Consider the following 12,218-nt stretch of genomic DNA (forward strand, 5'->3'; position numbering starts at 1 on the left):
CTTTTCCCAGATAGATATCACACATCCTGCTGATTTTTTATAAAATTCACAATCTTCACATAAAAGTTATGCAGCATTATCAAAAACTTTATCTATATTCATCCTTAGATCGGTTTAGATTGGTAAAAAAAAGCTATACTGCCAAAATTATGTTGGTGGCATTTTTAGGTACGCACATCCCACTTTTGGCATTACTCTTTAGTTTCGTCATCTCCAATTCCTTTTCTATAGAGATGGTGGTGCGAGTTCTGTTAATTGCTCTGTTTGCAACTTTAGTAGGTACAGGAGTTACCCTCTATATCCTCAACTACTTGCTTGCTCCAGTTATTTTGACATCTAAAGCTTTACAAGACTATATGAGTCATCAAGTTTTACCCAAATTGCCAACAAAATTCGCCGACGAAGCTGGAACTTTGATGGCAGATACTGCACACACTCTTCACAAGTTAGATGAATTAATTCACTACATTACTAACTACAACAGCATCACTGGACTACCTAACCGGGATTTGTTTAGCGATCGCGTCTACCACACCATATTACAATCCCATAGTCATGAGTGGATCATAGCTTTACTTTTATTTAGTATTGATGATTTTGCCAGCATAAATCATGGTTTAGGGAATGAAAAATCAAATGTGTTGTTAAGAGAAGTTGCCCAACGTTTAAATACCTGCATAGGGAAAACAGATATTCTTGGACATATCAACAGAGATGAATTTGTGATTGCTAGGACAGAAATACCTTCTTTTGAGAATTTGATCAAATTATCCCAATTGCTACAGACTAGCATTGCCAAACCTTTCTTAATAGAAGGAAGCCAGATTCATATCACAGTCAGTTTTGGAATTACAATCAATAGCATAGATGAGCCTGAAAGTGTAGAAAAACTGTTGCAAGAAGCTAACATAGCACTTTACCAAGCTACCCAACAAGGACGTAGCCAATACCAATTTTATTCATCAGAGATTAATGATCAATTACATGAGCGGCTGGTATTAGAAAATGAATTGCATGGAGCCTTAGAACGCGGAGAAATAAGGGTTTATTACCAACCCATGATTGATTTGAACAGCGGACAAATAACCGGAATGGAGGCGTTAGTTCGCTGGCAACATAGCACCAAAGGTTTGATTTCTCCAGTCAAGTTTATTCCCATTGCGGAAGCAAATGGTTTAATCATCCCCATTGGTGAATGGGTATTGCGAAGTGCCTGCACTCAAATCAGAAATTGGCAACTTGCTGGACTTCCGCCAATTCGCATATCAGTAAATCTCTCGGCTCGGCAATTTGAAGAACCAAATCTAGTGAATGTTGTCAGTCAAATTCTTGAAGAGACGGAACTAGACGCGTCTTATTTAGAATTGGAAGTAACAGAAAGCTTCTTAATTGCTGATATTCAGAACTCTATAACTACCCTCAAGCAATTACGAGAACTTGGTATATTGCTGGCTTTAGATGACTTTGGCACTGGGTATTCTTCCCTCAATTACTTAAAACGTTTACCTGTCCATATTCTGAAGATTGATAAATCATTTGTACAAGATGTAACATCTAATCCTGATAGTGCAGCGGTGACAAATGCCATCATTGCTTTAGCTAAAAGCCTGCGATTAAACATCACAGCCGAAGGGATAGAAACGGAAGAACAGCTTAACTACTTACAGAAACGGGGATGCGATGAAGGTCAGGGTTACTACATTAGTCGTCCTGCACCGGCTGAGACAATTGTGCAAATGCTCAAGAGTATTTCTCAAAATTAGAACTTACCAAATGAAGTGCGGAAAATGGGTATAGGGCTGGATGTAGAAACCAGCCCTACTGCTACGCCAACGCAGAAGCAAGCTACAACGAAGTTATTAGTTCATCCAAGATTAGTCAATGAGTTGTGGACTAGGAATTTGTGTATCGATATCTACTTGAGATAAGGTGGGTATCAACCAGTTGCCTTCACCTGCTTTGAAGATTTTGGCAGGTTCAACATTCAATTCAATCGCATCGGTGGCAGGATTGATTTTAGCGACTGACTGTGTACCATCAACAAACTTAAGAGCGAGAGCTTCAGTTAGTTGTTGTGGTTCAGTATTGGGACTGAGAACTACCTGAGTACCTGCGGGTAAGTAGATACCATCGCAATCCCAATCATCATCTGTGATTTGTCCTGCCGCTAAGAAGTAAAGTTGAGTGGGATATTTTTTCCCTTTATTGGCATAGACAGCCAATGTCTTTCCTGTTTGATTACGGCACTGCGATCGCTTGTTGGCAGTTTCAATGATATTCTTCTGAGACTGTAATTGTGTCAGCCGTTGCTGAAATTGTTCAGGTGTATAGCCAGCTTGTTCAGGGGTATCCTTAACTTGGAGTAATTCATTGATTGCTTGAGTAACCTCAGCATAGTCAGCCCCTTTGGTAAAATCCTTGGCTGCCCAAGAAGGTTGAGCAATCACCAGGTTGACGATAAATACAAGAGCAACAAGAACTATTTTGAAAAACTGCATATTTTTTTTCAGCATTACAAACTTTGAGTTTTGAACTTGGAATTTTGAACCATTTTGATTAGTCCCGTTAAACACAGGCAGCTAGTCGCTAAAGCAATGGGAGTCAGGGAGGCGCTGTCTAGTATAATAAACACACCTAATCCTATTAAGACAAAGGGAACAAGATTGTTGCCGTAGCGAGTTAGCAAATCAGCGATGGCACTTTGGCAGGTAATTTTGTATGTTACATAGCACCAAACCCCAACTAATAATAAGAAGACTGCAACGATTACCAGCAAACTAGAAAGGGCAGTATGAGCAAACAATGGCATATAAATACCCACATTATCGCTGCCATTGGCGATGGTAATAGCCGCCACACTATAGGCTTGGGGAGATACAAAACTAGCAAAAGCAGAAGAATGATTCGACTCGAATTCCGATTCCGTCTCGGATGATGAATCACTTTCTGGATTCAGTAGTCGATTTAGTCCGATAGTGACAGGTACTAAACCCAGAAGTCCAACCCAATGGGATGGTAATACTAAACCTCCCAAAAAACCAACCATGCTGGCAATGATTAGAGTACAGAAGCCCAGATATTGACCGATCACAATGTGCCGACGACGGAAAGTTGCATTCACCTGAGAGAATAACAGTGTGAGGATGACCAAATCATCAAGGTTTGTAGCGATAAAAGCTGTAATTCCCGTGGGAATGGCAGTCAACAATTCTTCCATTTCTATTTCTCCTCAATCTTCTTGCTGGACTTGTTTCAGCTAGTATTAGGTTATGTCTGCAAATGCTTATAAAACTGCAATACATAAAGTGTAAAAATTATAAATTCAACCTATGAACTAGCGGGAATTAAAGTAAATATTCTTTTTTATCAAAATGCTGAAATGACAGTTTAAATTGCGAGTGTAGAGATTCTAATCTAGAAATGCATCGATTCCAGTAATATTCAAACTGTCATGGTCTGGGGTGATGAGAAAGCATTTACAACTTACTTTTAGCGATGAGTCAATTTATCAACAATTTTGTGATTGTCTCCAATTGTTTGGTCAACGCTAAAAAGTTTATTACTAGAAGTTTCTTTGAGGTACTTGCTATTAGTTTGCACATGGAGTCCGGGTAATATAGCTACTTTCAGTTCTTTATTTTCTTTAGTAGCAGGAACTAAAATTACTCTCAATTCATTAAGAACTTGTTGTTGCTCTTTGACAATTTGAGTTAATTCGTTTAGCTGTCTAGTGTGTAATTCATCCAATTTTTCATGGAGAAGTTCAATATTTTGTCCTGCTCTCAGATTCACTTGGTGGTCAATATCAGCATTTATGCGATCTGTATCAGACTGACGATTCTGACTCATTAAGACGATGGGAGCGGTGTAGGCTGAAGCAAATGAAAAGACTAGATTAAGCATCATGAACGGTGACTCATCCCAGTGGGGAACCCCAGGCATTAAGTTGATTCCCACCCACCCTGCTAACACAGTGCTTTGACAAATGAGAAACTTCCAAGAACCTACTTGTTCTGCGAATTTATCGGCAAGGCGTTGTCCGGGAGTTAATTCTTCTGTAGCGTTGTTTTGGACTACTTTTGTGTTAGCGAGTTTCATTTTGCACCTGTTTGTATTATTTCAGTCTCTGTTTGACCTCATGACATTCAATGTACGCTGATCAAACGATAGAAGCAAATACTCTTTCTTTTTAAAACGATAAATAAAAGTGATGCTATAAGCTTTGATATCAAACAAACTGATGAAAAATCCCCCGTTTTTAGCGGAGGATTTGTTATAGAAAGTTAGCTTTGTCCCTTTTCTAGTCTCCAGTAGTAGTAATTATCTGGGTTGTTGTCAGGAACAATAAACCCAGTAGCTCCTCCACCCTGAGAGGATGATGCCGGAGGACGAGGAGGACGTGTTTGTTGTCCTCCAACTAAAAACTCTTGCGCCTCTGTGGATAGCTCTTCAAGTAAATCAAACATGAACATTTGATTTGACATAATTATTTACCTCACTGACTCCACGGATTTAATTAAGAAGTTGTCCCTATTAACTAACGGTAAGTATCTTTTATCAGTAATTCATGTGCCAGATGGAATAATCTTTATTCCACCTTTTGATTGGCCAATAAGTCGTTTGGCGTAAATATTTGTTGTGGGGATAAGATAGGGAGAAAGAGAGTTTTAGATGATCGGCTCAATATCTATAAAATCTGTTCAAAGGCTTTGGAAATACCTGTTTGAAATTTCTGCCGATGTTTCAGTTTAAAAACTGACTAATTTTACTTGGTAACCAGTAATTAGCAATTGTCAGACTTGAACCTAATTTTAATTCACCCCTTTGCAGATTGTTCAATTCTCGTAATCCCCTTTCTGTTAAGGTGACTTGCTAGGGTTTACTCCATAAACTACAGTATCTTAGTTGAAAATACCGTAATTTTAACATTACAGAGCAATTACGAATAATATGTATCATCTAGCTTTAATTTTTTACTGGTTTAGGAATTTTATATCTTTTTTAATACTTATTTTATGCCTGACATCATGTCCGCCTAATCACTTAACAAAAAAATTCTCGGCGTAATATCATGTCCGGTTGTTCGCGCGGCGCAACCCACCCTACAATTTGGGGATTATTTGCAAGTCCCTAAGTCTCATTAAGGCAATTTAGCTTTAAACAGCCGCATCCCATTCGCCGTTACCAACAAGGAACTACCGGTATCAGCTAAAACTGCAACTGCTAAACCGACAAACCCGAATGTAGTTAAAAGTAAAAATAGTGCTTTTGTTACCAACGAAAAAACAATATTTTGTTGAATTATCTTGACGGTACGGCGGCTCAAATCAACAGCTGTAGCGAGTTTTCTTAAATCACCACTAACTAGTACAACATCAGCTGTTTCCAACGCCATATCTATTCCACCTACCGCAAAGCTGATATCCGCAGCCGCCAATGCAGGAGTATCATTTATACCATCACCTACCATGCCAACAATGCCAGAACGGCGCAGTTGTTGAATTATTTGCAGTTTATCTTCTGGTAATAGTTCTGCTTTATACTCTTTAATATCAAGCTGTTGGGCAATTTGCTGGGCAACCTGAGTGCGATCGCCTGTTAACATGACTAGATGTTGCAATCCTTGCTTTTTCAACAGTCGCATAGCTTCTGTAGCCTCCAAGCGCAAGCCATCAGCCAGAGAAATTACTCCTAATAAACCCTGGTTATTACCGACTAAAACTGGAGTTTGTCCCCAATTTTCCATCTCCCCCAAAAGAGATTTCGCAGCTAATGATAAGGTGATACCTTTATCCACAAATAACCGCCGATTTCCCACAAAATACTGCTTTTCGCCAAAATTCGCGGCAATGCCTTTACCAGGATAAGCTGTAAAATTCTGGGGATTCTCTAACTCTATTCCTTGCTCTCTGGCTTTTGCAACTATCGCCCTAGCTAAAGGATGTTCAGATTGTTGTTCCAAAGCAGCGGCGATGAATAATATCTGCGTTGCACTCGCTTCCCCCAAATCCTTAACCTCAAGTACTACGGGTTCTCCTTGGGTCAGCGTTCCCGTTTTATCAAAAGCAAGACTGGTGAGTTTTCCAGCAGTTTCTAAGCTATTACCACCCTTGAATAGTATACCTTGATGGGTGGCTGCACCAATAGCACTGACAATGGAAACAGGGGTAGAAATCACCAATGCACAGGGACAAGCAATTACTAATAACACTAGCGCTCGATAAAGCCAAACATTAAAAGCTTGAGCAAATACCAAGGGCGGAATTAAGGCCAGAGCGATCGCACTCACAATTACAATGGGTGTGTAAACTTCGGCAAACTTATCTACCCATTGCTGAGAAGGTGCGCGGCTTGATTGAGCAACTTCGACTAAGTGAACAATTTTCGCCACTGTTGTGTCAGCAGCAGTATGTGTGACTTTTACTTCTAAAAAGCCAGTTTGATTTAATGTTCCCGCAAAAACGCGATCGCCTATTTCTTTATCTTCAGGAATAGATTCTCCTGTAATTGGCGATTGGTCAATCGCTGAATTTCCCGATACTATCACTCCATCTAAAGCAACTCGCTGTCCTGGACGAATTGTGAGAATTTCCCCAACTTGAATTTCTTCAACGCGCACACTTACTTCCTGAGAACCCCGCTTCAGGGTTGCAGTCGGTGGAGTCAAATTCATCAAGTTACTAATAGCATTGCGGGTACGACTGAAGGTAAAAATTTGCAGCGTTGTTCCCAAGGAAAATAGAAAAATCACCAACGCCGCCTCAAACCAATCTCCTAAAATCACCGCGCCAATTACCGAAATCGCCATCAGCAAGTTCATATCGGCACGACGCAGGCGTAACTCCATCAAACCTGCTCGTGCAATAGGAAATCCAGCTACGATAATGCCAATGCCATAAAAAGCCCGTACAATCCAAATGGGTAGCGCCAAATACTGAGTTATCAAACCCAGAACTAAACCCACTCCTGCTAAAATTACACTCGACCCCCGGCGGTTGTTAATCCAGAACTTCCAATTTGTCAGGTCTGTATTCTGAGTTTGCTGGCGAACTGGATGATAATGTTGGTGTTCGTGAGAATGGGAAGGACTGTGATTTGTGGAAGCCTCATCACTCTCCTCAACTGTATAACCCAAAGCTTTGATCCGGTTATAAATTGCCGTTTCATTAACTTGCTGAGGGTCATAAGATATTTCCGCTCTTTGGGTGGCAAAGCTGACAGATACCTCCAAAACGCCCGCTATCTGCTGCAAACCAACCTCAACAGTTTTAGCACAACTACCACAATCCATGCCGCCAATTATAGTTTGTAAGCTTTGATTAGAAGCCATATCGACGTGATGATCGTGGTCGTGAGAGCATGAATGGCTGTGATGGGTAACTGCTTCATGACTCTGCTCAACTGTATAACCTAAAGCTTTGATCCGGTCAAAAATTGTTTTCTCACTGACTATCTGTAGGTCGTAGGATATTTTGACTTTTTCTGTCGCAAAGCTAACCGATACTTCTGCCACACCAGGTAACTGCTGCAAGCTGACTTCAATTGTTTTAGCGCAGCTTCCGCAGTCCATGCCACCAACCTGCAAAGCTTGAGTTCTAATGGAGGGAGTTTTAGTCATAGCAGCTTTAAAAAAAAGGCTACAAAGTTAACTGTCAATAATTATATTACGATAATTGAACAACTGTTCAACTGTTTAATAAGTACATTTTTAGTTAATATAAATATTGATATTGATTACCATTGCTGCTAAACAAAAAAGTGATGAATAAGCGAAGTTCAAAGTCAGAAAACGAGTTACTACAAAGTGGTGATGTCACGCCCACTTGTGACAATCATTTAATACATCTAGATAATGTCCGCTTAACTCAGTCACAAATTCTACCTACAGATAAAGCGCAGCAGATGGCAGAAATCTTTGGTGTATTAGCAGATCCGAACCGTCTGCGTCTACTATCTGCTTTAGCAAACCAAGAACTATGTGTTTGCGATTTAGCAGCGTTGATGAAAATGAGCGAATCAGCGGTTTGTCATCAACTAAGATTATTAAAAGCCAAACGTTTAGTCAGCTATCGTCGAGAAGGGCGAAATGTTTATTACAGTTTGGCTGACAGTCACATCATTAATTTATACAGTTCTTTAGCAGAACACCTGGATGAAGTTTAGATTTTAGATTTTAGATTTTAGATTTTAAATTTTGAATTTTGAATTTTTAATTGCTTAACACAATTCAATGTGAATTGCACCATCTAAGGTGAAAGAATCATGTCTCCCTTTTTTCTTAAATTTGGGAAAGCCAAAACTTTTATTGAAGAAGGATTTAAAGGCATCTGACAGATATCTTAATGCGTATTGAGGGGCGCACTTTGATACTTGATAATACCAAGGATGGGTAGATTTAATGGCTGCTACTAACCATTTGTGTAAATCTATGGCTGTGGGAAATTTGATTTTATCTTGAGGATTAAGTTTGTTATGTATGAGAACCTGTTGACATAATGCTAAACCTTGATTCCAAGCGTGTCTGGCTACTCCTGCGTGTTGTGCCAGTAGTAGACGTTGTTGCTTGCTTACCTTCAGTTCGGTCTTGAATCCTAGTAGCATGATTGTATTTTACAGCCAAATCCGCACTGAGCCACAAGACAAGAGCAGATGACTTTAACTGGGAGAATAAGTGAATAATTGGTAGTAATTGTTAGCTTTTGGGCTACTGTTAATTAACCCTTGGCGTTTCCTTAGGGAACACCAAAAAATAAATTATCCAATTTCACAGAATCAAAACGACTTTTTTGAGCCTTCTCCTTGACCTAAAAGCAATGGGGTATTTTTTTATTTGTAAGTCTCTTAGGCTATAGGTAATTGATATTTTCAATTACCTATTACCTATTACCGAGAATTACTCTGCTTGTTCAGTGATAATTGCACTTGCTTGAGTACTGGCAATTTTTTCAGCTTGCAATATGGGAGTATTAGCAACTGAATTATTCGCTAAAGTAAACAACGGATTTGACAAAATACCCGCCACGGTAGTAGCGATTAAAGTTGTGATCAAACCCACTTGTAAAGGTCTAAATCCAGGTAAATTCCAACTGATTTGGGGATAATTTTTGACCACGTCGGACATTTCTTGGGGTTCTTTGACTACCATCATCTTAACTACACGAATGTAGTAGTAGATGGAAACAACGCTGGTCACTAAGCCCAGCAAGACTAACCAGTAAAGACCAGCTTGCCAACCTGCCCAGAATAGGTAAATCTTCCCAAAAAACCCTGCTAGTGGGGGAATACCACCCAAGGATAAGAGAGAGATGCTTAATGCTAGAGTGAGAAGTGGATCTTTTTGATACAAACCTGAGTATTCGGCTATTTGGTCAGTTCCTGTCCGCAGAGAGAACAGAATCACGCAAGTAAAGCCGCACAGGTTCATGAATAGGTAGACCAGTAGGTAAAATATCATACTGGAATATCCGGCATCAGTCCCAGCAATTAAGCCAATCATCACAAAACCTGCTTGGGCAATGGATGAATAAGCTAACATCCGTTTCATGCTGGTTTGGGCTAGAGCAACGACGTTACCCAAAACCATACTCAGCACTGCAAGGGCGGTGAAAACAAACCTCCATTCGTCAGCGACGAGGGGGAAAACTACCGTCAATAAGCGGATAGCGAGAGCAAAACCTGCTGCTTTGGAACCAACGGATAAAAAAGCGATGACTGGGGTGGGAGCGCCTTCATAAACGTCTGGTGTCCACTGGTGGAAGGGTGCAGCGGAGATTTTGAAACCAATCCCGGCAATGACGAAAACGAGGGCAATTACTAAACCTAAAGATTGACTGACGTTAGCGGCAGCAATACCATGAGCGATCGCACTCAGTTCTGTTTGTCCACCGGATAAACCATACAGCAATGATACACCGTACAGAAATACTGCTGTACTGGAAGCTCCAATTAACAGATATTTCAGCGCCGCTTCATTAGAGCGAGGGTCACGCTTGGTATAACCTGTCAACAAATAAGAGGAAATACTCAAGGTTTCTAGGGAGATGAAAATCATCACCAACTCACTAGCACCTGATAAAAACATTCCTCCCAAAGTCGCAGTCATCAAAATGGCGATGAATTCGGCTAATGCAGTCCCACTCTGCTCAATGTAGCCAATTGACATCAATATTGTCACAGCGGCAGACAGAGCAATGATACCGCGAAAGATAATACTGAGGTCGTCTCCATTAAAGCTGCCGGTAAAGCCGATAGGATTGGTAGCATCCCATTGGAAGTATAGGGCGACAATTGCAGTCAGTAAACCTGCGATCGCTAGATATCCAATCCAGCGTGAAGATGTACGCCCCAAAATCAAATCCACAATCAAAACCCCCAAGAGGGTGATAATTACAATCCCCTCTGGTAAAATCGTTCCCGCATTTAACTGGGATGCAATATTAGCAAAATCCATGAGTTGTATAGGTTCTGGAGATTAGATATTAAGGCTAACTCTGTTCATTCTATCTATAGTTCTTGACCAAAATTGCATTTATCCGTATGTTTTAAACTCCCAGATGCTGGTTAGAGAGTGAACATTAATAATTTTACTTATAAACATAGGGGGCAGAGAGACGCAAAGACGCGGAGAGGGGGTGACGCAAAGAGGTGGTGACGCGGGGAAAATTAAGAATTCCCTGTTGTAACATCTGATCGTTCTACCTCGACGGTTGAGTGCATTTACAACCATTTCTTGAAATCGTTCTTTGTGAGAGAGCATCAAGAATGGGAGAGCGTAATTTCCCAATTGGTAAACCAATATCGAGGTCAAACAAAGAATTACCCAATACTTCATCGGTTCGCAACCCCCACATATCTTCGAGAAAATGATTCCAATCTCAATTCTAGAGGGCGGTAAGATATTTCCAAATCTTGAAAGGGGCAATTTAAATCGTATGTGCAGTGAAATTTCCGCAGCTTGTGGTGAATTTTAAAATACCGCCTTTGAACTGAGCTATGTTATCACCCAGCTGAAAGAAGCATTTCTCTGAGAAGTTGGATATCTTGTGGTACGCTATCTGCTTTAGAAGTATTGAGGGACAGAAGATGACTAAGCTGCGGGTGGGCTTGCTGTTTGGTGGACGTTCTGGAGAACATGAAGTTTCAATAATTTCAGCAAGAGCGATCGCTAAAGCCTTAAGTGCAGAAGAAAATAGCAATAAGTACGAAATTCTGCCTTTCTACATCCAAAAAGATGGCTTTTGGCAAGCTGGGGAAACTGCACAACAGGTTTTAGAATCAGGTGTGGCTATGGAAAATCCCGCCGTTACACCTAATTTATGGCAATTTCCACCCCTAACCGCAGAAATTGAGCTTTGGTTTCCGATTCTCCACGGACCAAACGGAGAAGATGGTACAATTCAAGGCTTACTCACTTTAATGCAAAAGCCTTTTGTGGGTTCTGGGGTGTTAGGTTCAGCTACAGGAATGGATAAAATCGGCATGAAAACCGCTTTTGCCCAAGCGGGACTACCACAAGTAAAATATAAAGCCATAACTAGGGAGCAAGTTTGGTCAAATTCTTGTGTGTTTCCCAAATTATGTGATGAAATTGAAGCAACATTAGGCTATCCCTGTTTTGTCAAACCTGCTAACCTAGGATCATCGGTGGGAATTACCAAAGTGCGATCGCGCCGAGAATTAGAAGCAGCCTTAGATAATGCCGCCACTTATGACAGAAGGATTATAGTAGAAGCAGGAGTTGTGGCCAGAGAAGTAGAATGCGCCGTCTTAGGGAACGATAACCCCAAAGCTTCTGTAATTGGCGAAATTACTTTTGATAGCGATTTTTACGATTACGAAACTAAATATACCGAAGGTAAAGCCGATCTATTCATTCCCGCAAATCTCCCAGAAGCAATTGTCCAGAAAATCCAGGAAATGGCATTACAAGCCTTTGCAGCCGTTGACGCTGCTGGTTTGGCGAGGGTTGACTTTTTCTATGTCGAAGCTACCGGGGAAATTTTGATTAACGAAATTAATACTTTACCAGGTTTCACCGCAACAAGTATGTATCCTCAACTTTGGGCAAATACTGGTGTTCCCTTTCCCCAACTCGTAGATCAATTGATTCAACTAGCGATGGAAAGACATTCTGCTGCCAAAATATAGCAATTGCCAATTTTCTGTGAAGCTGCATAGAATCATGAAATTCATTGATTTATCTGCATTTATCTGCGTAT

Annotated in this window: 10 protein-coding genes and 1 pseudogene; 3 read left to right on the forward strand and 8 right to left on the reverse strand. The window is 40.5% G+C overall.

Annotated elements, in window-relative coordinates; translation table 11 throughout:
- The first annotated feature begins 68 nt into the window (after positions 1–68).
- A complete protein-coding gene (locus H6G59_RS08995; RefSeq protein WP_190713546.1) occupies positions 69–1,763 on the forward strand; it encodes a putative bifunctional diguanylate cyclase/phosphodiesterase in 1,695 nt (564 codons plus the stop codon).
- Positions 1,764–1,874: 111 nt separating this feature from the next.
- On the opposite strand, the gene H6G59_RS09000 is transcribed toward H6G59_RS08995, so the two are convergent.
- From H6G59_RS09000 to H6G59_RS09020, 6 genes and pseudogenes are all read right to left on the reverse strand, one after another.
- Complete coding sequence (locus H6G59_RS09000; RefSeq protein WP_422602121.1) at positions 1,875–2,513, reverse strand: hypothetical protein; 639 nt, start codon at positions 2,511–2,513, stop codon at positions 1,875–1,877.
- Entirely contained in the window at positions 2,513–3,217 is a 705-nt protein-coding gene (locus tag H6G59_RS09005) for a cadmium resistance transporter (protein WP_190713547.1), read from the reverse strand. Before H6G59_RS09005 ends, H6G59_RS09000 begins: the two co-directional genes overlap by 1 nt.
- Positions 3,218–3,489: 272 nt before the next feature.
- The gene (locus H6G59_RS09010; protein ID WP_190713548.1) at positions 3,490–4,098 is read right to left on the reverse strand and encodes a DUF1003 domain-containing protein; all 609 of its coding nucleotides are present in this window, start codon (positions 4,096–4,098) and stop codon (positions 3,490–3,492) included.
- 185 nt (positions 4,099–4,283) lie between these two features.
- On the reverse strand, positions 4,284–4,484 hold the full coding sequence (locus tag H6G59_RS09015; protein ID WP_190713560.1) for a hypothetical protein: 201 nt from the start codon (positions 4,482–4,484) through the stop codon (positions 4,284–4,286).
- A gap of 268 nt (positions 4,485–4,752) precedes the next feature.
- Positions 4,753–4,872: pseudogene (locus H6G59_RS27300) on the reverse strand (LysR family transcriptional regulator); the annotation flags it as partial.
- A 268-nt stretch (positions 4,873–5,140) separates the two neighbouring features.
- Entirely contained in the window at positions 5,141–7,618 is a 2,478-nt protein-coding gene (locus H6G59_RS09020) for a heavy metal translocating P-type ATPase (RefSeq protein ID WP_190713562.1), read from the reverse strand.
- 143 nt (positions 7,619–7,761) lie between these two features.
- Here H6G59_RS09020 and H6G59_RS09025 point away from each other — a divergent pair, with 143 nt between their 5' ends.
- Positions 7,762–8,163 carry an ArsR/SmtB family transcription factor gene (locus H6G59_RS09025; RefSeq protein ID WP_190713564.1) on the forward strand — a complete coding sequence of 134 codons (402 nt, stop codon included), beginning with the start codon at positions 7,762–7,764 and terminating at the stop codon, positions 8,161–8,163.
- Positions 8,164–8,217: 54 nt separating this feature from the next.
- On the opposite strand, the gene H6G59_RS09030 is transcribed toward H6G59_RS09025, so the two are convergent.
- Both H6G59_RS09030 and H6G59_RS09035 read right to left on the reverse strand, forming a co-directional pair.
- On the reverse strand, positions 8,218–8,601 hold the full coding sequence (locus H6G59_RS09030) for a helix-turn-helix domain-containing protein (protein ID WP_199331995.1): 384 nt from the start codon (positions 8,599–8,601) through the stop codon (positions 8,218–8,220).
- A 292-nt stretch (positions 8,602–8,893) separates the two neighbouring features.
- Positions 8,894–10,450 (reverse strand): NAD(P)H-quinone oxidoreductase subunit N, encoded by a 1,557-nt coding sequence (locus tag H6G59_RS09035; protein ID WP_190713566.1) that lies wholly within the window; start codon positions 10,448–10,450, stop codon positions 8,894–8,896.
- Between the two features lie 632 nt (positions 10,451–11,082).
- Between H6G59_RS09035 and H6G59_RS09040 the strand changes: the two genes are divergently transcribed.
- Positions 11,083–12,147, forward strand: a complete 1,065-nt coding sequence (locus H6G59_RS09040; RefSeq protein WP_190713568.1) for a D-alanine--D-alanine ligase family protein — start codon at positions 11,083–11,085, stop codon at positions 12,145–12,147.
- Positions 12,148–12,218 lie beyond the last annotated feature (71 nt).

Origin of the sequence: Anabaena lutea FACHB-196 (assembly GCF_014698305.1) — a bacterium.
Classification (GTDB): domain Bacteria; phylum Cyanobacteriota; class Cyanobacteriia; order Cyanobacteriales; family Nostocaceae; genus Anabaena; species Anabaena lutea.

Coding starts and splice junctions, on each gene's coding strand:
- H6G59_RS08995 (WP_190713546.1), top strand. CDS start 69: ATGCAGCATTATCAAAAACTTTATCTATATTCATCCTTAGATCGGTTT.
- H6G59_RS09000 (WP_422602121.1), bottom strand. CDS start 2,513: ATGCTGAAAAAAAATATGCAGTTTTTCAAAATAGTTCTTGTTGCTCTT.
- H6G59_RS09005 (WP_190713547.1), bottom strand. CDS start 3,217: ATGGAAGAATTGTTGACTGCCATTCCCACGGGAATTACAGCTTTTATC.
- H6G59_RS09010 (WP_190713548.1), bottom strand. CDS start 4,098: ATGAAACTCGCTAACACAAAAGTAGTCCAAAACAACGCTACAGAAGAA.
- H6G59_RS09015 (WP_190713560.1), bottom strand. CDS start 4,484: ATGTCAAATCAAATGTTCATGTTTGATTTACTTGAAGAGCTATCCACA.
- H6G59_RS09020 (WP_190713562.1), bottom strand. CDS start 7,618: ATGACTAAAACTCCCTCCATTAGAACTCAAGCTTTGCAGGTTGGTGGC.
- H6G59_RS09025 (WP_190713564.1), top strand. CDS start 7,762: ATGAATAAGCGAAGTTCAAAGTCAGAAAACGAGTTACTACAAAGTGGT.
- H6G59_RS09030 (WP_199331995.1), bottom strand. CDS start 8,601: ATGCTACTAGGATTCAAGACCGAACTGAAGGTAAGCAAGCAACAACGT.
- H6G59_RS09035 (WP_190713566.1), bottom strand. CDS start 10,450: ATGGATTTTGCTAATATTGCATCCCAGTTAAATGCGGGAACGATTTTA.
- H6G59_RS09040 (WP_190713568.1), top strand. CDS start 11,083: ATGACTAAGCTGCGGGTGGGCTTGCTGTTTGGTGGACGTTCTGGAGAA.